The organism is Paenibacillus lignilyticus (assembly GCF_017942085.1).
GTDB lineage: Bacteria > Bacillota > Bacilli > Paenibacillales > Paenibacillaceae > Paenibacillus_Z > Paenibacillus_Z lignilyticus.
In genome coordinates this window covers 38,527-62,653 of the sequence record NZ_JAGKSP010000022.1, presented here as the reverse complement: position 1 = coordinate 62,653, position 24,127 = coordinate 38,527, and the positions used below count along the sequence as shown (strand labels likewise).

Below are 24,127 nucleotides of genomic sequence, written 5' to 3'. Positions count from 1 at the left end.
AGACCCCTGAAAGACGATCAGGTTGATAGGTTCGAGGTGGAAGTGCAGCAATGCATGCAGCTGACGAATACTAATCGGTCGAGGGCTTATCCTACGAACGTTCGCTCGGATGTTCAACTTCGGACAAAATCAGCTAAACAAAACCTTCGCAAAGGTTCGTATCCAGTTTTCAGGGCGTAAGCCTTGTGCATAGTATCGCTAACGCGATCACCGTTTGGTGGCGATGGCGGAGGGGAACCACGCGTACCCATCCCGAACACGACCGTTAAGCCCTCCAGCGCCGATGGTACTTGGACCGCAGGGTCCTGGGAGAGTAGGACGTTGCCAAGCACGAATAACCGACCACATTTAATGTGGTCGGTTTTTTGTTGTTAACAAGCTTAATTATCGATGGCGGAGAAGGATGAGGATGAGGGTGAGCATGGACCCAATGCGCTTGTCACGAACATAACCGATTAATCCCATTAATCCCTACTGTAATGTTCATACTGGGCTGCCGAGCCGGATCCTTTTGATAAGGATTACAGGCATCTAACGGTCAAAAATATCTGTTAGAAGCCAGAGTACCCAAAATAAGAAATCTAAACGGTCAATAATGTCCGTTAGAACCGAAACCCTGCTCAAAACACTAATGATTCAGTTGTAATGGACAATAGTGACCGTTACAGTCGGACAAAAAGCGAGAAAGGGCTGTAATGGTCATTTGTGACCGTTACAATTTTATTAGGAGAGTAGGCGTGAAGCACGAATAACCGACCACAATTAATGTGATCGGTAGCCGCTGGCCGGGAAGGGAACGGCAATGATCAGCTTCGGTGGACGATCAACTCATGTCATCGCCGCCGCCGACAAGCAGCGCTCCTGGAAAGCTTGCAATCGTCGCCGGAGCCGACAAGCAGCGCTCCTGGAAAGATTGCAATCGTCGCCGGCGCCGACAAGCAGCGCTCCTGGAAAGATTGCAATCGCCTCCGCCGCCACCGACAAGCCGCATAGCCGCTCTCCAGGCAAGCTTGCCTGGAGATGCGCCAGCGTCAGCCCCAAGCGGCCGAACGCTCGCGGCGTAAGCAAGGCCCCTTCATCTCTCCGATTTATAAAAGTGGCGCATTTTTCAAGCAGCTACTTGAACCTCATGCAGTGGATAAACAAGTACATTTATGTGATAACTCACACTTTATCCTCACCCTGTGCAGAAGCTATGTATAAGTCCGCAAAAACCTCTTTCTTTTGTCGCGACGCAATTGCGTTATTCACATGTTAATAAATCTTTTTCATCCTCGCGCACATATATTGTTATTCAGTACAGTTGCCTTTTCGTTGTGGATAAGCGAACGGGCAACGTATAAATAGGCGCGATCCGCCCAAGATAGTAAGGATACGCAGTGGTGGCAATCCGCTTGACCTTTTGACAAATTTGCGTATAATAAAGTTAAAGTCAAAGAAAGTCAAAGTCAATTTGACTAAAAACTTTGACGATTTAGATTTTTAGGCTATACAAGTCGCCGAGTAGATGTATGGGCAACTTAGGGAGGTTGGCGAAATGCGCAACATTTCCGATCTCATCGAGCAGTACCTCAAGCATATGCTTAAAGAAAGTCCCGGTGGTGCTGTAGAGCTTCAGCGTAATGATTTGGCGGACCGCTTCTCTTGCGTGCCGTCGCAAATCAACTACGTCATCAGCACAAGGTTCACGCTGGAGAAAGGTTATTTTGTGGAGAGTAAACGCGGCGGAGGCGGTTATATTCGCATTCAACGTGTAGAGCTGCCCACACTGTCGGCCCTTCAAGAGCATCTTGCCCAAACCATCGGCGAGCAAGTGGATCAGGACACGGCAGAAGGCATTGTGTATCAGCTGGAGGAAGGCAAGGTCATATCCAGGCGAGAAGCTAATTTACTTCGCGCCGCGATATCTCGTGATTCCATCGCTGTGAAGCTGCCGCTGCGGGATGAAATTCGGGCTAGGCTATTGAGGGCGATGTTGATCACACTGCTCGTTAAGTAAGCTGCGCAAGCCTTGTATGAGGAGGGATAGTGCGGAATGCTTTGTCAGGAATGTGACAAGAAGCCGGCTACGCTTCATTTTACGAAGATTGTGAATGGCGAGAAGACAGAGTTTCATATTTGTGAAACATGCGCGCGAGAACGGGGAGAAGGAATTCCGGGCACGGCTAACGGATTCTCGATCCACAGCCTGTTATCCGGTTTGCTCGATTTCGAGCCTGCCGGGAACATGAATACACTTGGCGCCAAGCCGCAGCAGCAGCTGCGCTGCGAGCACTGCGGACTGACCTATACACAATTCAGTAAGATGGGCCGATTCGGCTGCAGCAATTGTTATATCCAATTTGGCAGCAAACTGGACCCTATTTTTAAACGGGTGCACGGCAATACAACACATGTTGGTAAAATTCCAAAGCGAACAGGTGTTCAAATCCAAGTAAAGCGCGAAATTGAACAGCTGAGAAGGGATTTGCACATGCGTATCGAACAGGAAGAGTTCGAGGACGCGGCCCAAATTCGGGATCGGATTCGGGAACTGGAGCGCAATATAGCCGATGTTTAGGCGCGGTTAGGAAGGTGATTCAGAAGGATGTCGAAGCGTTATGTAGATGAAGCGCTGAGCGACTGGATGAAGGGAAATGGCCCTGATACGGATGTTGTCATCAGCAGCCGCATCCGAATTGCCCGCAATTTATCGAGTCATCCGTTTCCGATGCTTGCCACAACAGAGCAGGCAAACGAAGTGATGGAACAGCTTACGAATGTGGCTGAAACGGGCCAACTGAGCGAGCTCGGCAATTTCGAAACCATCAAGCTCTCCCAGCTAAACGAGCTTGAACGCAGAGTGCTTGTGGAGAAGCATCTCATTAGCCCCAACCTGGCCAATGAGTCACGCAGCGGCGCCGTGCTGCTAAGCGAGAATGAATCCGTTAGCATTATGGTGAATGAAGAGGATCATTTGCGCATTCAATGTCTATATCCCGGTTTTCAGGTTAAGGAAGCATGGGGTCTGGCGAATCGCATTGACGATATTTTTGAAGAAGTCACGAATTACGCTTATGACGAGCGAAGGGGATATTTAACAAGCTGTCCGACTAACGTTGGCACAGGCATTCGCTCATCGGTCATGATGCATCTTCCGGGTCTTGTGCTTTCGCAGCAGATCAACCGCATTTTGTCGGCCGTCACGCAGGTGGGGCTGGCCGTTCGGGGCATTTATGGCGAAGGCAGCGAAGCGCTCGGAAACTTGTTTCAAATTTCGAATCAAATTACGCTTGGTCAATCCGAAGGGGAAATCATCGAGAACCTGCACAGTGTGGCTCGGCAAATTATTGAGCACGAACGAGCGGCTCGCCAGCGTCTGCTGGAAGAATCGCGCGTCCGTCTGGAGGATCGGGTCTATCGTTCCTACGGCATCTTGTCGCATGCGATGATCATGGATACCAAGGAGGCTTCCCAAAGGCTGTCCGATGTCCGTCTAGGCATCGATTTGGGTTTGATTCGAAATGTCTCACCGCAGGTAATGAATGAAATGATGGTATTAACGCAGCCGGGTTTCCTCCAACAGGTGTTTCATGAGAAAATGACGCCTGAGCAGCGGGATATCCGACGAGCGGAACTTATACGAAGTCATTTACAAAGTGAATCCGATCATGGGGGTGTATGAACATGATGTTTGGAAGATTTACCGAACGGGCACAGAAAGTGCTCGCACTGGCGCAGGAAGAAGCGGTTCGTCTCGGTCATAACAATATCGGCACGGAGCATATTTTGCTCGGGCTGAACCGAGAAGGGGAAGGAATCGCCGCAAAAGCACTGATCGGACTTGGCCTCAGCCTTGAGAAAATTCAAGATGAAGTGGAGACGCTGATCGGACGCGGACAAGAACAACCTACCAATATTGCGTACACACCACGTGCCAAGAAGGTAATCGAGCTTTCGATGGATGAAGCACGTAAGCTTGGACATACGTACGTGGGCACAGAGCATATTTTGCTCGGCCTGATTCGCGAAGGGGAAGGCGTAGCGGCTCGTGTACTGAACAACCTTGGCATTAGTTTAAATAAAGCACGTCAGCAAGTGCTGCAGCTTCTGGGCAGCAGCGAAGCCGTTTCAAGCAATCACGGCGCACCGACAAATGTAAGCACGCCGACACTGGATGGTTTGGCTCGCGATTTGACGGCCTACGCCAAAGACGGTAATTTGGATCCGGTTATCGGCCGGAGCAAAGAAATCGAACGCGTGATCCAAGTGCTGAGCCGCAGAACGAAGAACAATCCGGTTCTGATCGGGGAGCCGGGCGTTGGTAAGACGGCTATCGCGGAAGGATTAGCTCAGAAAATTATCGCGGGCGAAATTCCGGAGACGCTTCGTGACAAACGCGTCATGACGCTCGATATGGGCTCTGTCGTTGCGGGTACGAAGTATCGCGGTGAGTTCGAGGACCGTTTGAAGAAAATCATGGACGAAATTCGTCAAGCCGGCAACATCGTCTTGTTCATTGATGAGCTGCATACGCTGATCGGTGCAGGGGGAGCGGAAGGTGCGATTGATGCATCGAATATTCTTAAGCCTGCTCTTGCCCGCGGCGAGCTGCAGTGCATCGGTGCAACAACGCTTGATGAGTATCGGAAATATATCGAGAAGGACGCCGCGCTGGAGCGCCGTTTCCAACCGATTACGGTGGATCAGCCATCGCCGGAAGAAGCGATTCAAATTCTGCACGGTTTGCGTGATCGCTATGAAGCGCATCACCGCGTGAAAATTACGGATGAAGCTATCGAGCAAGCCGTGAAGCTCTCTGATCGCTACATCACCGACCGTTTCTTGCCGGATAAGGCCATCGACCTTATCGACGAAGCGAGCTCCAAAGTGCGCTTGAAATCGTACACGGTACCGCCTAACCTCAAACAACTGGAGAATCGCCTGGAAGACATCCGCAAGGAGAAGGATTCCGCGGTTCAAAGCCAAGAGTTTGAGAAAGCTGCCGCACTTCGCGACACGGAGCAGAAGATTCGGGAAGAGCTCGATGTGACGAAGAATCAGTGGAAAGAAAAGCAGGGCCGTACGGATTCCGAAGTAACGCCTGACGATATCGCTCAGATCGTGGCAAGCTGGACCGGTATTCCGGTGTCCAAACTTGCCGAGGAAGAAACGCAGCGCCTGCTCAAGATGGAAGATATTCTTCATGACCGCGTTATCGGACAAAGCGAAGCGGTGAAAGCCGTGTCACGTGCCATCCGCAGAGCGCGTGCAGGTCTGAAGGATCCGAAACGCCCGATGGGCTCCTTTATCTTCCTCGGACCTACCGGGGTTGGTAAAACGGAATTGGCACGCGCGCTTGCAGAAGCGATGTTCGGCGATGAGAATGCGGTCATCCGCATCGACATGTCGGAATACATGGAGAAACACTCCACGTCCAGATTGGTCGGCGCGCCTCCGGGATATGTCGGCTATGAAGAAGGCGGTCAATTGACCGAGAAGGTTCGCCGCAAGCCATATTCGGTTGTGCTGCTTGACGAAATCGAGAAAGCTCATCCGGAAGTGTTCAATATTTTGCTTCAAGTGCTTGAGGATGGCCGACTCACGGACTCCAAAGGACGTGTCGTCGACTTCCGCAACACCCTCATTATCATGACGTCAAACGTAGGCGCTGATCAAATCAAACGCAATTCCTCCCTCGGCTTTACGGCCGCACAGGATGCGGGGCGCGACTTTAACATCATGAAAGATAAAGTGTTGGCAGAGCTGAAGAAGAGCTTCCGCCCTGAGTTCCTGAACCGGATCGATGAAACGATCGTGTTCCATTCTCTCGAGAAGGAGCATATCGCTCAAATCGTGACGCTGATGTCCGAAGAGCTTCGCAAACGTCTGCGTGAGCAAGAAGTAGACTTTGTGCTGACGGATACAGCGAAAGAATTCCTGGCGAAAGAAGGCTTCGATCCGCAGTACGGCGCACGTCCGCTGCGCAGAGCGATCCAGAAGCATATCGAGGACCGTCTGTCAGAGGATCTGCTGCTTGGCAAAATCGCGAAGGGTCATCATTTGATCATCGACGAGAAGGACGGAGAGCTGACGGTTACCCACCGCGACAGCAATTACGTTCCGGCCGCGGAAGAGCCTGCGACCAAATAAAATGACACAAAACCCTTTACTCTCCTGCCGAAGGCGGAGGAGTAAAGGGTTTTTTTATGAAACAATGAGATCGGCTGCCGATTAGAATTGTTATCAGCATGCGTTAAATGGTAAACTTTGAATGATACGTCTTTTGCATAAGGAGCTGCACATGGCAAAACTTAAAGTGAAGTTCGCATGCACCGAATGCGGAACAGAGTCACCTAAATGGATGGGTAAATGCCCGGGCTGCGGGCAGTGGAATACGATGGTGGAAGAGAAGGAAACGGTTGTCAAGACGCAAGGAATGGGCTCGCCGCTCATTCAGACGAAAGAAAAGCCGCTTCCCATCATACATATAGAAAGTGGTCAGGAAAAACGGATCGAGACAACCAATCAGGAACTCAATCGTGTGCTGGGCGGAGGCGTCGTGCCAGGCTCGCTTATTCTGGTCGGTGGGGATCCGGGTATCGGCAAATCGACCTTGCTGCTGCAAACTTCCCATGCGCTGGCATCGAAGAAGCTGACTGTGCTCTATATTTCAGGAGAGGAATCCGTACGCCAGACCCGATTGAGGGCCGACCGTCTTGGCGCGTTGTCCGATACGTTGTATGTACTCTGCGAAACGAACATGGAGCAGATCAATGATGCGATTGAATCGGTTCAGCCGGATTTTCTCGTCATCGATTCCATTCAGACGGTCTATGACCCCAGAGTGGAATCTGCGCCGGGTAGCGTTTCGCAAGTACGGGAATGTACGGCTCACTTCATGCGGGTAGCGAAGATTAAAGGCATCGCAACGGTTTTGGTTGGCCACGTTACGAAGGAAGGCGCCATCGCGGGTCCGCGGATGCTCGAGCATATGGTTGACTGTGTGCTCTACTTTGAAGGGGAACGGCATCATTCGTACCGATTGCTTAGGGCCGTTAAGAATCGGTTCGGCTCTACCAATGAAATTGGTATTTTCGAAATGGTGGAAGAAGGGCTGCGGGAGGTTAATAATCCGTCCGAGCTGTTCTTATCGGAACGTCCGCTTGGCGTGTCCGGTTCTACCGTCGTGGCGAGCATGGAAGGCACAAGGCCGGTGCTCGTCGAGCTTCAGGCGCTTGTCGCGTCAACGAATTTCCCCTCTCCGCGCAGGATGGCGACGGGGATTGACCACAACAGGATGACCTTGATCGTCGCGGTGCTGGAGAAACGAATGGGCATGTTCTTGCAAACGCAGGATGTTTACCTCAATGTCGCCGGCGGTATCCGTCTCGATGAGCCCGCTGTCGATCTGGCTGCCGCGGTTAGTATTGCATCAAGCTTCCGCGATGCGCCGACCAGACCATTCGACGTATTCTTCGGAGAAATTGGATTGACAGGTGAAGTGCGGGGCGTGTCCCGCGCTGAACAGCGTGTAAAGGAAGCGCAGAAACTGGGATTTAAGCGGGTCATTATGCCTCAGAAGAGCTTGAAGGGCTGGACCCCGCCTGCCGGCATAGAAATCATCGGTGTAGAGACGGTTGCAGATGCGCTGTCCAAGGCATTCGGATAGAGGGGGGAGAAATCGATGAAAGAGTCAAACCAAACAGAGGTAGTGAATCAACTGCTCCAGATGGTCGCACCGGGCATGGCGTTCCGGGAAGGCCTCGATAATGTGCTGCGAGCGAAGACCGGGGCGCTCATCGTCGTCGGCTACAGTCCGGAAGTGATGGAAGTTGTAGACGGCGGCTTCTCCATCAATTGCGATTTTTCCCCGAACTATTTATACGAGCTGGCCAAAATGGATGGCGCCATTATACTTAGCGAAGATCGCAAACGTATTTTATATGCCAATACCCAGCTAATTCCCGACAGCTCCATCTCCTCCAGCGAGACAGGAATTCGGCATCGTACCGCAGAGCGGGTAGCGAAACAAACGGGCAAGCTGGTTGTATCCATTTCGCAGCGGCGGAATGTTATTACGCTTTATCAAGGTCAGTTCAGGTATTCGCTTAAGGAAATGGGCGTCATTCTGACCAAAGCCAATCAGGCGATTCAAACGCTTGAAAAATACAAAGTGGTGCTGAACCAGTCCTTTACCAACCTATCCGCACTGGAGTTTGAAGAGATGGTCACCTTGCAAGAGGTTGCCCATGTTATCAAGCGGGTAGAGATGGTCATCCGCGTCAAAATGGAAATCAAACGTTACGTCAATGAGCTCGGTACGGAAGGCCGCCTCATCAGCATGCAGATGGAAGAGCTTGTCGGCGGCGTGGAAGAAGAAGCTTGGTTCCTGCTCAAGGATTATGTGAAGGATCCCAACGAGGACCGCATCCGTGAAATTCGCGCGAGCATCCGCAAGCTGAATTCCGAAGAACTGCTGGAACTGGGGCAAATCATGAAATTGCTCGGTTATAGCGGACTAAGCGCTGCATCCGAAGAAATGGTTGCGCCGCGCGGCTACAGATTGTTAAGTCGAATTCCAAGGCTGCCGCAGGTTATCATGAATAATCTCGTGGAACGATTTGGATATTTGCCTCATATTTTGATGGCAACGATTGAGGAATTGGACGCTGTGGACGGCATTGGCGAGGTACGGGCACGTGCGATTAAGGAAGGCTTGAAGCGGATCCAGGAGCAGATGTTCATTGACAGACAAATTTAAATCCCATACAATGAGGGAATGCAGACGGACGCTGGTTACAACTGACAATTAGCCGTATTGCACCCCTTAAACTTCTGGTGGAAGTTATTTTCTCAGTTTGCCTGCACTACTGCAAATTGCGGTTTTAGGGCATAGTAAAGATGAGGTGGAGCAAATGATTACGAAGTCAATACCGAGTCTTTTTACAGTGGCGAATTTATTTCTGGGTATTGTCGCCATTATTCTCATATTTCCTGAGAATGCGAAGCCTGAGGTAGCTGCGATGATGGTTATTATCGCGATGCTGATGGATGGCGTGGACGGCCGAGTCGCCCGCGCACTTAACGCTCAAAGCGAATTTGGTAAAGAATTAGATTCACTGTCGGATGTAATTTCTTTTGGAGTTGCACCTGCTTTTATTATGTATAGTGTTGCTTTCCAAGAACTCACTCCGGCTCCGGCTTGGATTATAACCGCTTTGTTCCCGATTTGCGGAGCATTAAGGCTCGCGAGATTCAATGTCATCTCCGGTATGCCCGGTTATTTCATCGGCTTGCCGATTCCGGCCGCTGGCGGCGTACTTGCCACACTGGCTTTGTTCCACAAAGATATTGCCGTTTCCGTCTTGATGGCTAGCACACTTGTGCTGTCGTTCCTGATGGTCAGCACCGTTCGCTACCCGAACTTTAAGAAGCTCGGCATTCCGAAGAACGCGATCTGGGTTGTACCGATCATCGTGGCGGTCTCCGTCGTGCTCGGCATCTTGTTCCCACATCATCTATCGAAGATCCTATTCGTTCCGCTGGTCCTCTACGCGCTGTACGGCCTAAAAAAAAACGTTGATCGCCGTCTCCCAAGCAGGAAACGCAAGCGTTTAATGGAAAGCAAGCGCCAAGAAGAAGCGGTTCAAAGCGAACATAGCGCATAAGCTGCTAATAAGAAAGACCGCCTTGTCTGTCCCCTGAGGGGATGTACAAGGCGGTCTTTCTTGCGTTTACCGCTGATTATGCCAGCAGATGGGTAAAGACTAAGTAAGATTGAATAAGCCGAGCGTACTGCATTTATCGGATTCGTGTTCAATGACGTCTTCAAGTTGAATGTCGAGCAGATTCGCCATCGCGGACATATAGAACAAATTCCGGCCGAGCTCGTTCTGTATGGCTTCTTTGCAATGTTCGCAGAGCTCGCCTGAAATGTGATGATGAAGCTTTGTTTTGGCTTGCTCGAGGTTAAAGTCATCCGCGAACTGCTGCTTCCGGGCATTTAACTCGATACATCCGCATTCCGTAACGGATTTGGCAACTGCCCGATTAACGGAAGCGCCGGACTGGCCGTACTTCGACATGACGTCTAACAAGCTGCGATGCCGCAACAGCAGTTCAGAGACCTGCTGCTGAAATTGCTCCAGTGTTGGTGCGTTCATCGATTCCACCTCATTTCAGGAATGGATTGCTTTTCTTTTATTATAAGCCTCCCCGCCCTGCATTTCAAAATGGATTTCTACTTTTTGTCCGCTTTTAGGGATAGGTTAATAAATTCTAATGCTTTCGCTCCGCATAGGCGATTAACGTAACCATAATTGGAACATAATTGTAATGGAGGTGGATTTATATGATGAAACGAATGATTCAACTGATTGGTCTTTTGTTCGGCGGATTTCTGGGCGCTCAAATGAACAGCTCCCTAAATGGCAGTGTGAGCTGGGCGGAATCGTCAACCGGTCTTATGCAGCATTCAGGAAGCTATTACATGAACGTCGGCATTGGCGCGTTATGCGGTCTTGCAGCAGCAACGGTATTGGCAGGCTCCATCCTCAAATGGATGCGGCAAGGAGCGGAGCGGGCGTCATCCATTCCGACAGGCGAACTGGTAGCAGGCGGCGGTGGATTAATTGGCGGGCTTGCACTGTCAGCGCTATTGTATCCGGTTTTATCCGGTTTATCGGGAGCAGGCCTATTCATTCCTCTACTACTGACGTTGTTCTTAGGGTATGCAGGACTGCGGGTCGGGTTAAACAAACGTGAGGAATTTACGGAAAGCCTGAGAGGGCTCTTCGAACGTCGGAGCAATGCAGCCCGGGTGGAAGAGGAAAGCAGCTATGAGGAGCATAAGATTCTGGATACAAGTGTCATCATCGATGGCCGCATTGCAGACATTTGCAAAACCGGCTTTATCGAAGGCACCTTGGTCATTCCGGAGTTTGTGCTGGAAGAGCTGCAGCATATTGCGGATTCATCGGATTTGCTCAAACGGAACAGAGGGCGCAGAGGGCTCGATATTTTGAACAAGATTCAAAAAGAGCTCGACGTAAAAGTGCTCATCTATGAAGGAGAAGCCGAAGAGGGCGAAGTGGACAGCAAGCTCGTGAAGCTGGCGAAAGTGCTGCATGGTAAAGTGGTCACCAATGACTTCAACCTGAACAAAGTGTGCGAGCTGCAAGGGGTATCGGTGTTAAATATTAATGACCTTGCCAATGCAGTGAAACCGGTTGTTCTTCCCGGCGAAGAGATTGTCGTTCAAGTCATCAAAGATGGCAAGGAACATGGCCAAGGGGTCGCGTATTTGGATGACGGTACCATGATCGTAGTGGAAGGCGGCAGAGACTACATCGGAACGACGATGGAGGTGCTCGTAACGAGCGTGCTGCAAACCTCTGCGGGCAGAATGATTTTTGCGAAGCCGAAATTGTTGGAAAAAGCGCTGTAACGCGGTATGATAAGTGTTATGCTAATTGGTTTGCGCGTACAATCGAAAGATTGGACATGCAGCATTTAGCTGTATACGAAGTTTACACGCGGGGCGGTTGAAGGCATGGAAGCAGCAGTTGCAAAATGGGGCGTCGTCGTTGTGGCGGCGGGCCGTGGAACCAGAATGGGCACAGCGGAGAGTAAACAATATTTGCTCTTGCGGGACAAGCCTATTCTGGTACATACTCTTGAACGATTTCAAGCCATGGATGACATTGCGGAAGTGGCGCTTATCGTCGGTCGGCAGGATGTGGACCGATGCCGTGAATTCGTAACGGAGTATGGCCTTCACAAGGTGAAGCAGGTGTCAGCCGGCGGAAGCGAGCGTCAGCATTCGGTACATCTCGGATTGGCAGCTTTAAGCGACTCGGTCAACTGGGTCATGGTTCATGACGGCGTTAGGCCGTTTGTGACGGAGCATGCGGTCCGGTCATGTATGCATAAGGCTCTTCAGACCGAAGCAGCTGTGCTTGCCGTTCCTGTTAAAGATACAATTAAGCAAGTGAATGAAACCGGCGCCATTACGGCGACTCCGGATCGGCGAAGCTTGTGGGCGATTCAAACGCCGCAGGCTTTTCGTCGTTCCTTGCTGCAGCAGGCGCTTGATCAAGCAGCCGCGGATCAGTTCCTTGGGACGGATGACGCGATGGCTGTGGAACGATTAGGGGTAACGGTATCTGTTGCCGAAGGCGATTATACGAATATCAAGATTACAACACCGGAGGATTTGCCATACGCGGAGTTTCTGCTGGCAAGCCGAGAGCGGGAGAGGGGATCGAAATCATGATTCGAGTAGGACAAGGGTTTGATGTGCATCAATTGGCAGAGGGACGGCCTTGTATCATTGGAGGTGTCACCATTCCATACGAGCGCGGGCTTCTGGGGCATTCCGATGCCGATGTACTGCTGCATGCGATCAGCGATGCGGTACTTGGGGCGCTTGGCCTTGGCGATATCGGGAAGCATTTTCCGGATACGGATCCGGCGTTTAAGGATGCGGACAGCTTAAAGCTGCTTCAGCATATTTGGGGTTTGGTGAAAGAGCGCGGGTATAAGCTTGGCAATATCGATTCCACGATCATCGCGCAGCGTCCGAAAATGCTGCCTTACATTCCGCAAATGGTCGAGATTATTGCGGGAGCCCTGGAAGCCGAGGATCTCTCGCAGGTGAATGTGAAAGCCACCACGACGGAGCAGCTCGGATTCACCGGACGCGGCGAAGGGATTGCCGCGCAATCGGTTGTCTGTCTTGTAAAAGTTGTGCTATGATTCTGCAATACAATCGCTTGCCCGGGAGGAGTTAAACAAGATGTCAGAACAAATCAGAGTACGGTATGCACCGTCACCTACAGGTCACTTACATATCGGCAACGCCAGAACGGCCTTATTCAACTATCTGTTTGCGCGTAATTTAGGCGGCAAATTCATTATTCGGATCGAAGATACCGACGTGAAACGCAATGTGGCGGGCGGCGAAGAAAACCAGCTCACTTATTTGAAGTGGCTCGGGATCGACTGGGATGAAAGCATCGACATCGGCGGAGGCTACGGTCCATACCGTCAGACCGAACGCCTTGATCTGTATCGCGAGTACTGGCAAGAGCTGCTCGACAAGGGTCTGGCCTACAAGTGCTACTGCACCGAGGAAGAGCTGGAGCAGGAGCGGGAAGAGCAGACGGCACGCGGTGAAATGCCTCGTTATTCCGGCAAGCACCGCAGCTTGACCGAGGAACAGCGGACTGCTTTTGAAGCGGAAGGCCGCATTCCAAGCATTCGTTTCCGCGTACCGGAGAACCGGACCTATACGTTTAACGATCTTGTTAAAGGTCAAATCAGCTTCGAGTCCGACGGTATCGGTGATTTCGTTATCGTGAAGAAGGACGGCATTCCAACGTACAACTTCGCTGTTGCATTGGATGATCATTTGATGGCCATCAGCCACGTCCTGCGCGGAGAGGATCATATCTCCAACACGCCGCGCCAATTGATGATTTATGAAGCGTTCGGCTGGGAGCCGCCGGTATTCGGACATATGACGCTGATCGTCAATGAGAACCGGAAGAAGCTGAGCAAACGCGACGAGTCCATTATCCAATTTATCGAGCAATACGATAAGCTTGGCTATTTGCCGGAAGCGATGTTCAACTTTATTACATTGCTCGGTTGGTCGCCTGAGGGCGAGCAGGAGATGTTCACGCGCGAGGAACTGGTATCGGTCTTCACGGCCAATCGCTTGAGCAAAAGCCCTGCCGTGTTCGATACGAACAAGCTGAGCTGGATGAATAATGAGTACATGAAGAAATCAGACGTTCCGCGCATCGTGGAGCTGTGTATTCCGCATCTTCAAGAAGCGGGACGCCTGCCTGAGGCGCTGAGCGCAAGCGAGCATGCTTGGGCCCATGATCTGGTTGCGCTTTATCAAGATAAGCTGCGGTTTGCGGCGGATATCGTGCCGCTTACGGAGCTCTTCTTCTTGCCGGAGGCGGCAGACGAGGATGAGGCTAAGACCGTTCTGGCGGAGGAGCAGGTGCCGGTTGTCTTGCAAGCTTTCTTGGAGCAAGTGAAAGCGATGGAAGCCTTCGATGTAGACGGAATCAAAGCAGCCATCAAATCGGTGCAGCAAGCAACGGGCTTCAAGGGCAAGCAGCTCTTCATGCCGATTCGCGCCGCTCTGACGGGGCAAACGCACGGACCGGATTTGAATCAGACCCTTGCTCTGCTGGGTCAAGCAAAGGTCGAACAGCGTTTGCAGGGTCGTCTGGTCTAAATCGCGTCAGGTGCCCTAGTGAAATCCACTCTTACCTGTGAGTGATGGGCGTTTGACTACTTGCCAGTTGGGGAGTCCTCAGCTATACTTGAATTAATTTAGAACGATAAGGCTTGGAACAGGATTGTTTATTTCAATACAGGAATACCAGAGAGGGCGACCTTCAAACGGAGCCGCAGATACGGTAGTATAGCGGGTTCGAATGACTGGGTGTAAGTCGCTTATTCTTGGGAATAAACGTTGCGCCTGGGAGCCGCATCTCCGAGCTGCCGTCATCGGCAGGGTGGGTGGTGACGATTGGTCCTCGTTACGGACTATAAGACGGGCGATATGAAGAAGTACAACAATCGTTCCGATGCAGAGTGGGACCGCGTGATTACGCCTCTGCAGCCTTTGGGCTGCGGGGGCTTTTTGTATTCTTGTCGATACCGGAGAGGGGGAATTTCGATGTTTCGAAGCTTGGCGTCTGACATTGAGACCATACTAGAGAATGATCCTGCTGCCCGCAATAAGCTGGAAGTCGTGTTCACTTATTCAGGTCTTCATGCGATATGGTCGCACCGAATCGCACATGCGCTATTCAAACGCAGGTGGTACACGCTTGCCCGCGTCATCTCGCAGACCAGCCGATTTTTTACAGGCATTGAAATCCATCCGGGTGCGACAATCGGGGAAAAGCTGTTTATTGACCACGGCATGGGTGTCGTCATCGGGGAGACCTGCGAAATCGGCGATAACGTCGTGATCTACCAAGGGGTTACGCTCGGCGGGACGGGGAAAGAAAGAGGGAAACGCCATCCGACCATTGGCAACAATGTGGTCATTGCATCAGGGGCAAAGGTTCTAGGCTCCTTCAAGGTTGGAGACAATGTGAATATAGGGGCAAATTCGGTTGTGCTGCGGGAAGTTCCGTCGAACAGCACAGTGGTCGGCATCCCCGGCAGAGTAATTAAGCGCAATGGCACGCGGGTGGGGGATCGCTTAGATCATACCCAGCTCCCGGATCCTGTCATTGAGATGCTGCGGGCGATGCAGAAGGAAGTGTCCGAGTTAAGAATAGAGCTGGAGCAAGAAAGAGAAAGACGCAAAGAGCCAGTTGCTGGAGGAGAAACGAGATAATGAGCCTGCGTATATATAACACACTGACACGTGAGAAGGAAATCTTTCAATCGCTGGAGCCCGGCAAAGTCAAGATGTATGTTTGCGGACCGACGGTTTATGATTACATCCATATCGGGAATGCCCGACCGGCCATCTTCTTCGATGTCGTGCGGCGTTACTTGGAGTCGTCAGATTACGAAGTGAACTACGTCGTCAACTTTACGGATGTGGACGATAAACTGATTCGCAAAGCGGAGCAGCTGGGCACAACGGTCCCCGAAGTCGCAGAGCGGTTTATTCAGGCGTTCAATGCGAATATCGACGGGCTCGGCATCCACAAAGCCACGCTTAATCCGCGAGTGACCGATCATATGGATGAAATTATTGCCTTTATCCAGTCGCTCGTTGATGGCGGCCATGCGTATGAGAACGGCGGCGATGTGTTTTTCCGTACGAGTACCTTTCCTGATTACGGCAAGCTGTCCCATCAGAATATGGATGAGCTGCAGCTGGGCATTCGGATCGGCGTGGATGAGCGCAAAGAAAGCGGTCAAGACTTTGTATTATGGAAAGCTGCGAAGCCCGGAGAAATTAAGTGGGATAGCCCATGGGGAGCGGGACGCCCGGGCTGGCATATTGAGTGCTCCGCGATGGCGCGCAAATATCTCGGCGATACGCTTGATATCCATGGCGGCGGCCATGACCTGCAGTTCCCGCATCATGAATGTGAAATTGCCCAATCCGAGTCCGTGACGGGAAAACCGCTCGCGAACTATTGGATGCATAATGGCTACATCAACATCAACAATGAGAAAATGTCGAAGTCACTCGGCAATGGGATCACGGTCCAGGAGATGCTTACTCGCATTAAACCGGCCGTTATCCGGTACTTTATGTTGTCGGCCCATTATAGAAGTCCGCTTAACTTCAGCGACGAGACGATTGCGCAGGCAGAGAACAGCGTGGAGCGAATCTTGAACTCCGTTTCGAATGTGAAGCACCGCCTTTCACTTGCGGTAAGCGAGCCGGATGCGGCGGCGCTTGACCAGCTTAAAGAGCGGGTTGCTGCGATTCGCGAGCAGTTTAAGGCGAAGATGGACGATGACTTCAACACGCCGGATGCCATTACCGCTATGTTCGAGCTGGTCAGCGAAGCGAATCTGCTTCTGCAGCGTCCGGTTGTATCGCAAGCGGAGCTTGAGCTGCTGCTTACAGCGTTCCAAGATTTTGACCGCGTGCTGGGATTGTTGGAAACGGTAGATGAACTGCTCGATGCCGATATCGATGCGCTGATCGTGCAGCGGACAGAAGCGCGGACCAATAAGGATTGGAAGCGGGCCGATGAGATTCGCGATCAGCTGTCTGCGCTCGGGATTGTACTGGAGGATACTCCGCAAGGTATCCGGTGGCGGCGGAAATGATGGATAACGGGCATTTGGAAAACGAAATCGGAGGAAGCGGTGGAATCGGTTTGGGCATGGAAGAGGGATTATGGTTCCACGCCCCGAACAAACCGGTCCATTTAATGAATCCCATCGTGCTGGCTTACATTGGGGATGCGGTGTTTGAGATGATGGTGCGACAATATCTCATCTCGCGGTCCAATCATAAGCTGCACCATCTTCACCGCCAGGCGACACAATTTGTATCGGCTAAAGCGCAGCGGATCCTGCTGGAAAAGTGGCAGCCGATTCTGACCGAGGAAGAAGCGGATATTGTAAGGCGAGGACGGAATGCCAAGTCAGGCACTTCGCCGAAGAACGCAGATCCTGCCGACTACCAACAGGCGACGGCGCTGGAGTGTTTGATCGGGTATTTGTATTATGGCAAGCAAGTGAGCCGGCTGCGTGAGCTGATGGCCATCGCTTTCGACGAATAGAAGCAGACGAGACATACTTAAGGAGGTTAATGATGCGCGAGGTTGAAGAAGATACACAGGAATGGATCGCAGGCAAGCATCCCGTAATGGAAGCACTGCGCTCCGGACGCGAAATCAACAAAATTTGGGTGGCGGAGCAAGCGCAGAAAGCTGCCCAGCCGATTATGCTGGAAGCGAAGAAAGCGGGACTTGTCGTACAGATCGTGGACAAACGGAAGCTGGACCAAATGGTGGAGGGCGTCCCGCATCAAGGTGTTGTTGCACAAGCGGCAGCCTACCGGTACTACGAGATTGATGAACTTCTTGCGCGGGCTAAAGAAAGCGGCGAGCTGCCATTCTTCTTGCTGCTCGATGAAATTGAAGATCCGCATAACTTAGGCTCTATTCTGCGGACAGCTGAATGTACCGGCGTACATGGCGTTATCATTCCGAAGCGCCGCTCGGCTTCGCTGACAGCTACGGTTTCCAAAACATCGGCAGGTGCAGTCGAGTACATGCCGGTTGCTCGCATTACGAATATGGCACAAACGATTGATAAGCTGAAGGAAGCGGGCGTTTGGGTAGCGGGCGCTGACGTTGGCGCGAAGCAGGATGTGTATTCCTCCTCTACAAAGTTCGATATGCCGCTTGCGATTGTCATTGGGAATGAAGCAAAAGGAATCGGGCGACTGATTCGTGAGAAATGCGATTTCCTCATCAAGCTGCCGATGAACGGCCAATTGAATTCACTAAACGCGTCCGTTGCAGCAGGTGTGCTGATGTACGAAGTCTTGCGGCAGCGCCTCTCCAAGTAGGCGATGAAGCGGCGGGATGACGTTCTGCTGGTTGACGGCTACAATATGATCGGTGCTTGGCCGGTTCTGTCAGCTTTGGGTGACAGGGATCTGGAGGATGCGCGGGATCGGCTGCTGGAAATGCTGGCGGACTATCAAGGCTTCACCGGCATGAAGGTTATCGTGGTATTCGATGCGCATCAAGTTCCCGGAGTGGGCTCCACGTTCAAACAGCATAGGCTTACCGTCGTGTTTACGAAGGAGAAGGAAACAGCGGATGCTTGTATTGAGCGGCTGGCATCGGAGCTTGCGCTTCGAAGCCGAAACATTCATGTCGCGACATCGGATATGGCTGAGCAGGCGGTCACTTTCGGAAAAGGTGCACTGCGGAAATCCGCCAGAGAACTGCTGATCGAAATCCAGCAAAATCGCAAAGCGATAGAACGAAAGGTCGAGCAGAAAACGACGGTTCGCAATGAGCTGGACGGTAATATCAGCATGGATGTTCGCATGAAATTGGAAAAATGGCGCAGAGGCCAAATGTAAGCGCTCGACTGCGTGTTACTAGCATGTGAGATAATAGGACAAAATTCTCGTCGGAGTCGGTGGGAATTCCCATTTTTGCTAGATAATTAGCATGTTTTCGGCGGGATCCTCATTGACGGTTGAAGGTTACATAATGTATACTGAGTCTAAGTTTCTACACGTAGGGTACGTGCTGGAAGGTTGTTTCAGCTCTATTATTTGCTCTGGTTTTTTGAGACATTGCGCGCCGGTATATAGATTAAGCTACTGATAGTTTTGGGCATTGTACGCCTTTCGAGCCGGAGGGATTGTTCGTGAGCATCGACCTCAGAGAATGGAAAACGCTGGATTATGACTGCAAAACGGACGAGGACATTGTCGAGACGGTTCGCGAGGGTGACGGCGAAGCGCTGGAATATTTAATCAATAAATACAAGAACTTTGTCCGAGCCAAAGCGCGTTCCTACTTCTTGATTGGGGCCGACCGCGAAGATATCGTCCAAGAAGGCATGATTGGCCTTTATAAGGCGATTCGAGATTTTAAGGGTGATAAGTTAGCTTCTTTCAAGGCCTTCGCCGAACTGTGCATCACTAGGCAGATTATTACGGCGATCAAGACGGCAACCCGTCAGAAGCATATCCCGCTTAATTCTTATGTTTCGTTGGACAAGCCAATCTATGACGAAGATTCGGATCGCACGCTGCTTGATGTCATTTGCGGTACGAGAGTTTCGGATCCGGAAGAACTCATTATCAATCAAGAAGAGTTTGTCGGTCTTGAGGATAAGATGTCCGAGATCCTCAGTGATCTTGAACGCAAAGTGCTTATGCTCTATTTGGACGGAAGATCCTATCAAGAGATCGCTGTTGATTTGGATCGGCATGTGAAATCCATTGATAATGCGCTTCAACGGGTGAAACGGAAGCTCGAACGGTATTTGGAATTGCGTGATATTGGTAGCTAAATGGATGAAACCAGGGAGCCGATTGCGGCTCTTTTTTAATGGGAGGGCTTTTCGGTGTTTGAATTGTCCTTATCCGGATCATACTGTTTACTGCGGAATGGAAGTTGTCGGCTTTTTTTGTGTTGTTGTCGCCCTGTCTGAGATGTGAGCAAGCAGCACGAGAATAGCAAGTGTGCAGGAATAGTTTTCCGTTGACACTACCTATTGCTTGTGATAAAGTGTTTTGGTAGCCCTAAATAGGTCTTTTTTTATTATGGGTTCAGAATCAGGCTGGTTCACATACAACGTTTTACACTTTATTTATTTATGGTAAGTTCGGGAGGTGTCAGCAATGCGGGTAATTATTACGTTGGCTTGCACAAACTGCAAACAAAGAAACTATGCTTCCAGCAAGAACAAACGGAATCACCCCGACCGTATTGAGATGAAGAAGTTTTGCAAGTATTGTAACGAGCATACTCCTCATCGCGAAACTCGATAAGGTCATTATGGAGGTTGGTGGACGTGGCATTTTTAGCTAAGCTGAAGCAAAGCTTCGGGTCGACTTTTTCCTTCTTCACCGACAGCTTCGCGGAATTAAAGAAAGTCCGCTGGCCAAGCCGTAAGGAATTGACAAGCTATACACTCGTAGTGTTCTTTACGATTATAGCTGTGACAATTTACTTCTGGGTTCTTGACATCGGGATTTCCGCATTGGTCGAACTGATTGTTTAAGAAGGGGCCAAGGGTGGCTTGTTATGGAAACGATGGAGAAAAGATGGTATGTTGTTCACACCTATTCAGGGTATGAGAACAAAGTAAAAGCGAACTTGGAGAAACGTGTTGAATCTATGGGCATGGAAGACAAGATTTTCCGTGTGCTTGTTCCTATGGAAGAAGAAGTGGTAGACAAAGACGGCAAGAAAAAAACCGTCATGCGTAAAGTTTACCCCGGCTATGTTCTTGTGGAAATGGTTCAGACGGATGATTCCTGGTATGTCGTTCGCAACACACCCGGCGTGACCGGATTTGTCGGTTCGACCGGCTCAGGTTCAAAACCAACACCGCTTCTGCCTGATGAAGTGGAACAAATTTTGCGCCACATGGGCATGGAAGAGCCGAAGCCTAAAATCGAATTCGATTTGAAGGAAACGGTGCGTGTTAAAGTCGGGCCATTCGCTAACTTTGTCGGAACAGTGGAAGAAATTCTGCTCGACAAGAGTAAGCTGAAGGTGCATGTCAACATGTTCGGAAGAGAAACGCCGGTTGAGCTTGACTACAATCAAGTAGAGAAAGTCTAATCGCGTTATCTTGGACTTGCATGTGATTATTACGGCAAGGAGGTGTTCATCATGGCAAAAAAGGTCATCAAGTTGGTTAAACTGCAAGTTCCAGCGGGTAAAGCGAATCCGGCTCCGCCGATCGGTCCAGCGCTAGGTCAAGCAGGGGTTAACATCATGGCTTTCTGTAAAGAGTTTAACGCTCGTACTGCAGATCAAGCTGGTTTGATTATCCCGGTTGTAATCACTGTTTTTGAAGATCGCTCGTTTACTTTCGAAACGAAAACGCCGCCGGCTGCAGTACTTCTTCGCGTTGCTGCTAAGATTGCTAAAGGTTCCGGTGAGCCGAACAAGAAGAAAGTTGCGACGGTTAAACGTTCTGTCGTTCGTGAGATCGCTGAACAAAAAATGCCTGACCTCAACGCAGCTTCTGTAGAAGCAGCTATGCGCATGGTTGAAGGTACTGCGCGCAGCATGGGCGTTGTAGTTGAAGACTAGTCGTTAACGGCTGACAGAAGACACACCAGATGGCGTTGTCTGACTGACGAAGCGCTGCTTCGCTCAGGTGGGAGGATCTCCCTTTCGTAGGGAGGATTTTCCGTTACTACCACATAAGGAGGAGAATTCTAATGGCTAAACACGGTAAAAAATATCTTGAAGCTGTTAAGCTGATCGATGTTGAAGCAACGTACGAGGCTGCTGAAGCGATTGAACTCGTTAAGAAAGCCGCTACAGCTAAATTCGACGAAACGGTTGAAGTTGCTGTACGTTTGGGTGTAGACCCTAAGAAACAAGACCAAGCAGTTCGTGGCGTAGTTGTACTTCCTCACGGTACTGGTAAAACAAAACGCGTACTCGTTTTTGCTAAGGGCGAAAAAGCCAAAGAAGCAGAAGCAGCAGGCGCAGATTATGTTGGCGATGCTGACGTAATCGCAAAAATCCAACAAGGCTGGTTCGAGTTCGACGTTTGCGTTGCAACTCCGGACATGATGGCTGAAGTTGGTAAACTCGGCCGTATCCTCGGTGGTAAAGGCCTTATGCCTAACCCTAAAGCGGGTACAGTAACGTTTGACGTTACGAAAGCCGTTCAAGAAATCAAGGCTGGTAAGATTGAATACCGTCTTGACAGAGCAGGTCAAATCCATGCACCAATCGGTAAAGTATCGTTCGACTCCGAGAAGCTGAACGAAAACTTGAAAACACTGATCGATGCGCTGAACCGTGCAAAACCGGCTGCAGCTAAAGGGGTTTACCTGAAAGGTATTTCTGTTTCCTCGACAATGGGTCCAGGCGCTCGTTTGAACGCTGCTTCGTTCCGCTAAGAGAAACAGAAGTTGATAATCGAATATGCATACCGAAGACAGTAGGTGCCTGCACGGCTTAATTTCCTACCGAGGTGTTATGATAAACGTGTTTGTGCGCTTTTCGCCGATTGGCAGGAAGTGATTTACGGACCATCATGGCCTTCGCTACGTCTGCGGGGGCCTTTCTCATGCATCGCGTGGAAGGATTCCGCTGCATTAATCGGGATGTTGACAACATAACGGGAGGTGTACATTATGGCAAACGCAAAAATCATTCAAGGTAAAGAGCTGGCTGTTGCAGACATCACGACTAAACTTCGCGAGAGTTCCTGCACAGTTGTTGCTGATTATCGTGGACTTAACGTGAAGCAAGTAACTGAGCTCCGCAAACAATTGCGCGAAGCGAACATCGAGTTCCAAGTATTGAAAAACTCCCTCGTTCGTCGTGCAACTGCACAAGCGGAACTGTCTGAATTGGATGCTGTTCTGGCTGGCCCTACGGCTATCGCTTTCAGCAAAGAGGATGCAGTTGCTCCAGCTAAGATTTTGGCTGATTTCGCTAAGAAAAACGACGCACTTAAACTTAAGGGTGGCGTAGTTGAAGGTCAAGTCTTCAACGCGGAAGAAATCAAAGCACTGGCGGATCTACCTTCCAAAGAAGGTTTGCTATCCATGCTTCTCAGCGTGCTTCAAGCTCCAATGCGCAACTTTGCTCTTGCAGTTAAAGCTGTTGCAGAGAAACAAGAAGCTTAAAGATAATTGGTTTGTGTCAAGCTCAGCTTGACACAGCATTTATCTAAGAATGTTTGGCTTGAGGCAGTCTGTGGCTGACTCGGCTTTCGGAAATAATACAAAAACAAAACAAACTATTGGAGGTTTATCTAATGAGTAAAGAACAAATCTTGGAAGCCATTAAAGGCATGAACGTTCTGGAACTGAACGACCTGGTTAAAGCAATCGAAGAAGAATTCGGCGTAACAGCTGCAGCACCAGTTGCAGCAGCAGGCGCAGCAGCTGTTGTAGTTGAAGAGCAAACTGAGTTCGACGTAATCTTGAACAACGCTGGCGCTTCCAAAATCAACGTTATCAAAGCAGTTCGCGAAATCACAGGTCTTGGCCTGAAAGAAGCGAAAGACCTTGTTGACGGCGCTCCAAAACCAGTTAAAGAAAGAATCTCCAAAGAAGACGCTGACGCTATCAAAGCTAAGCTTGAAGAAGCAGGCGCTTCCGTAGAAGTGAAGTAATAACCGCTTATGGCGGAAACCCCTTGAAGCTTCGGCTTCAAGGGGTTTCCTTGATTTTAAGGTTGTTCCGGATGGGAGGGATATGATGTCAGACCATTATTACACACGTACACCGGGTATCGCGCATGATCGGCATCTTCTCGAGACCGAGCTTCGTGGATATAAACTGCGTTTTATGACGGATGCAGGCGTTTTCTCGAAAACAGGCATAGACTTTGGCAGTCGAGTTCTTGTCGAAGCCCTTCAGTTGGATAAGCAAGCGAAGGTGCTGGATGTCGGCTGCGGCTATGGACCGATGGGCATTACAGCAGCGAAGCTGGCTGAACAAGGGCATGTGACGATGATCGACATTAATGAACGTGCAGTTGCGCTGGCGACGGAGAATTTGAAGTTAAACGGCGTCTTGAACGCAACAGTACTGCAAAGCGACATTTATGAACAGGTGAAGGATCAAACCTTCGACACGATCATTACGAATCCGCCGATCCGGGCGGGCAAAGAGGTTGTCCATCGGATATTTGAAGAAGGTGCGAAGTTGTTGGTGCCGGGCGGGGCGATGTGGGTGGTCATCCAGAAGAAGCAAGGCGCGCCGTCTGCGGCGGCGAAGCTCGAAGCGGTTTTCGGAAACGTGGAAGAGGTTACGAAAGAAAAGGGATATCGCATATTCAGGGCACAGAAGGAAGTCTAGGAAAAAACGCAACATTTTGTTGACTTGACTTTTCTAATGTGATATCATTATAAAATGTCAGCATTAAAATGGGCACAATCTCTTTAGTCCACTAAAATGTCAAGCGCTTTTTTAAATGAATAGAAACAGCGGATTTGACGTATAATGTTTACA

26 protein-coding genes, 2 rRNA genes and 1 other annotated feature are annotated in these 24,127 nt (G+C 50.4%); of the genes, 27 read left to right on the top strand and 1 reads right to left on the bottom strand.

Features of this window, described 5'->3' with window-relative positions:
• The 9 genes from I8J30_RS29170 to pssA all read left to right on the top strand — a co-directional run.
• Nucleotides 1–94, top strand: a 23S ribosomal RNA gene (locus I8J30_RS29170); the annotation flags it as partial.
• A 119-nt stretch (nt 95–213) separates the two neighbouring features.
• Nucleotides 214–330, top strand: a 5S ribosomal RNA gene (gene rrf, locus I8J30_RS29165).
• Nucleotides 331–1,537: 1,207 nt separating this feature from the next.
• Complete coding sequence (locus tag I8J30_RS29160) at nt 1,538–1,999, top strand: CtsR family transcriptional regulator (RefSeq protein WP_210663965.1); 462 nt, start codon at nt 1,538–1,540, stop codon at nt 1,997–1,999.
• Between the two features lie 36 nt (nt 2,000–2,035).
• Nucleotides 2,036–2,560: a protein-arginine kinase activator protein McsA gene (locus I8J30_RS29155; protein WP_210663964.1), complete on the top strand. Its 525-nt coding sequence runs from the start codon at nt 2,036–2,038 to the stop codon at nt 2,558–2,560.
• A 27-nt stretch (nt 2,561–2,587) separates the two neighbouring features.
• Nucleotides 2,588–3,664 (top strand): protein-arginine kinase McsB, encoded by a 1,077-nt coding sequence (locus tag I8J30_RS29150; protein ID WP_210663963.1) that lies wholly within the window; start codon nt 2,588–2,590, stop codon nt 3,662–3,664.
• Nucleotides 3,665–3,666: 2 nt separating this feature from the next.
• The gene (gene clpC, locus I8J30_RS29145; protein WP_210663962.1) at nt 3,667–6,132 is read left to right on the top strand and encodes an ATP-dependent protease ATP-binding subunit ClpC; all 2,466 of its coding nucleotides are present in this window, start codon (nt 3,667–3,669) and stop codon (nt 6,130–6,132) included.
• A 151-nt stretch (nt 6,133–6,283) separates the two neighbouring features.
• Nucleotides 6,284–7,651 (top strand): DNA repair protein RadA, encoded by a 1,368-nt coding sequence (gene radA / locus I8J30_RS29140; RefSeq protein WP_091225541.1) that lies wholly within the window; start codon nt 6,284–6,286, stop codon nt 7,649–7,651.
• Nucleotides 7,652–7,666: 15 nt separating this feature from the next.
• The gene (disA, locus tag I8J30_RS29135) at nt 7,667–8,743 is read left to right on the top strand and encodes a DNA integrity scanning diadenylate cyclase DisA (protein WP_091225542.1); all 1,077 of its coding nucleotides are present in this window, start codon (nt 7,667–7,669) and stop codon (nt 8,741–8,743) included.
• A gap of 154 nt (nt 8,744–8,897) precedes the next feature.
• Complete coding sequence (gene pssA / locus I8J30_RS29130; RefSeq protein WP_210663961.1) at nt 8,898–9,650, top strand: CDP-diacylglycerol--serine O-phosphatidyltransferase; 753 nt, start codon at nt 8,898–8,900, stop codon at nt 9,648–9,650.
• A 99-nt stretch (nt 9,651–9,749) separates the two neighbouring features.
• Here pssA and I8J30_RS29125 read toward each other — a convergent pair whose 3' ends face one another.
• Nucleotides 9,750–10,145, bottom strand: a complete 396-nt coding sequence (locus I8J30_RS29125; RefSeq protein ID WP_090986375.1) for a nucleoside triphosphate pyrophosphohydrolase family protein — start codon at nt 10,143–10,145, stop codon at nt 9,750–9,752.
• A gap of 188 nt (nt 10,146–10,333) precedes the next feature.
• On the opposite strand from I8J30_RS29125, the gene I8J30_RS29120 reads away from it, so the two are divergent.
• From I8J30_RS29120 to I8J30_RS29035, 18 genes are all read left to right on the top strand, one after another.
• The gene (locus I8J30_RS29120; protein WP_210663960.1) at nt 10,334–11,428 is read left to right on the top strand and encodes a PIN/TRAM domain-containing protein; all 1,095 of its coding nucleotides are present in this window, start codon (nt 10,334–10,336) and stop codon (nt 11,426–11,428) included.
• A gap of 105 nt (nt 11,429–11,533) precedes the next feature.
• The gene (gene ispD, locus I8J30_RS29115; RefSeq protein ID WP_210663959.1) at nt 11,534–12,256 is read left to right on the top strand and encodes a 2-C-methyl-D-erythritol 4-phosphate cytidylyltransferase; all 723 of its coding nucleotides are present in this window, start codon (nt 11,534–11,536) and stop codon (nt 12,254–12,256) included.
• Entirely contained in the window at nt 12,253–12,738 is a 486-nt protein-coding gene (gene ispF / locus I8J30_RS29110) for a 2-C-methyl-D-erythritol 2,4-cyclodiphosphate synthase (RefSeq protein ID WP_210663958.1), read from the top strand. Before ispD ends, ispF begins: the two co-directional genes overlap by 4 nt.
• Nucleotides 12,739–12,778: 40 nt before the next feature.
• A complete protein-coding gene (gene gltX / locus I8J30_RS29105) occupies nt 12,779–14,236 on the top strand; it encodes a glutamate--tRNA ligase (protein WP_210663957.1) in 1,458 nt (485 codons plus the stop codon).
• A gap of 447 nt (nt 14,237–14,683) precedes the next feature.
• Nucleotides 14,684–15,355 carry a serine O-acetyltransferase EpsC gene (epsC, locus tag I8J30_RS29100; protein ID WP_091225582.1) on the top strand — a complete coding sequence of 224 codons (672 nt, stop codon included), beginning with the start codon at nt 14,684–14,686 and terminating at the stop codon, nt 15,353–15,355.
• Nucleotides 15,355–16,758, top strand: coding sequence for a cysteine--tRNA ligase (gene cysS / locus I8J30_RS29095; RefSeq protein ID WP_210663956.1), 1,404 nt, complete (start codon nt 15,355–15,357; stop codon nt 16,756–16,758). Before epsC ends, cysS begins: the two co-directional genes overlap by 1 nt.
• On the top strand, nt 16,758–17,216 hold the full coding sequence (locus tag I8J30_RS29090) for a Mini-ribonuclease 3 (RefSeq protein WP_420831261.1): 459 nt from the start codon (nt 16,758–16,760) through the stop codon (nt 17,214–17,216). Before cysS ends, I8J30_RS29090 begins: the two co-directional genes overlap by 1 nt.
• Before the next feature lie 29 nt (nt 17,217–17,245).
• The gene (gene rlmB, locus I8J30_RS29085) at nt 17,246–18,010 is read left to right on the top strand and encodes a 23S rRNA (guanosine(2251)-2'-O)-methyltransferase RlmB (protein WP_240548463.1); all 765 of its coding nucleotides are present in this window, start codon (nt 17,246–17,248) and stop codon (nt 18,008–18,010) included.
• Nucleotides 18,011–18,013: 3 nt separating this feature from the next.
• Complete coding sequence (locus I8J30_RS29080; RefSeq protein ID WP_091225549.1) at nt 18,014–18,535, top strand: NYN domain-containing protein; 522 nt, start codon at nt 18,014–18,016, stop codon at nt 18,533–18,535.
• A 293-nt stretch (nt 18,536–18,828) separates the two neighbouring features.
• Nucleotides 18,829–19,479: an RNA polymerase sporulation sigma factor SigH gene (gene sigH / locus I8J30_RS29075; RefSeq protein WP_210663955.1), complete on the top strand. Its 651-nt coding sequence runs from the start codon at nt 18,829–18,831 to the stop codon at nt 19,477–19,479.
• 331 nt (nt 19,480–19,810) lie between these two features.
• Nucleotides 19,811–19,960, top strand: coding sequence for a 50S ribosomal protein L33 (rpmG, locus tag I8J30_RS29070; RefSeq protein ID WP_090583192.1), 150 nt, complete (start codon nt 19,811–19,813; stop codon nt 19,958–19,960).
• Nucleotides 19,961–19,983: 23 nt separating this feature from the next.
• Nucleotides 19,984–20,193, top strand: coding sequence for a preprotein translocase subunit SecE (gene secE, locus I8J30_RS29065; RefSeq protein ID WP_091225550.1), 210 nt, complete (start codon nt 19,984–19,986; stop codon nt 20,191–20,193).
• 32 nt (nt 20,194–20,225) lie between these two features.
• Complete coding sequence (gene nusG, locus I8J30_RS29060) at nt 20,226–20,759, top strand: transcription termination/antitermination protein NusG (RefSeq protein ID WP_090986393.1); 534 nt, start codon at nt 20,226–20,228, stop codon at nt 20,757–20,759.
• A 51-nt stretch (nt 20,760–20,810) separates the two neighbouring features.
• Nucleotides 20,811–21,236 (top strand): 50S ribosomal protein L11, encoded by a 426-nt coding sequence (gene rplK, locus I8J30_RS29055; RefSeq protein WP_090986357.1) that lies wholly within the window; start codon nt 20,811–20,813, stop codon nt 21,234–21,236.
• A gap of 131 nt (nt 21,237–21,367) precedes the next feature.
• Nucleotides 21,368–22,060 carry a 50S ribosomal protein L1 gene (gene rplA, locus I8J30_RS29050; protein ID WP_210663954.1) on the top strand — a complete coding sequence of 231 codons (693 nt, stop codon included), beginning with the start codon at nt 21,368–21,370 and terminating at the stop codon, nt 22,058–22,060.
• 14 nt (nt 22,061–22,074) lie between these two features.
• Nucleotides 22,075–22,238, top strand: a sequence feature (ribosomal protein L10 leader region).
• A 59-nt stretch (nt 22,239–22,297) separates the two neighbouring features.
• The gene (gene rplJ / locus I8J30_RS29045; protein ID WP_090986353.1) at nt 22,298–22,795 is read left to right on the top strand and encodes a 50S ribosomal protein L10; all 498 of its coding nucleotides are present in this window, start codon (nt 22,298–22,300) and stop codon (nt 22,793–22,795) included.
• A 131-nt stretch (nt 22,796–22,926) separates the two neighbouring features.
• Nucleotides 22,927–23,286 (top strand): 50S ribosomal protein L7/L12, encoded by a 360-nt coding sequence (rplL, locus tag I8J30_RS29040; RefSeq protein ID WP_091225552.1) that lies wholly within the window; start codon nt 22,927–22,929, stop codon nt 23,284–23,286.
• 85 nt (nt 23,287–23,371) lie between these two features.
• Nucleotides 23,372–23,974 carry a class I SAM-dependent methyltransferase gene (locus I8J30_RS29035; RefSeq protein WP_210663968.1) on the top strand — a complete coding sequence of 201 codons (603 nt, stop codon included), beginning with the start codon at nt 23,372–23,374 and terminating at the stop codon, nt 23,972–23,974.
• The last annotated feature ends 153 nt before the right edge of the window (nt 23,975–24,127 follow it).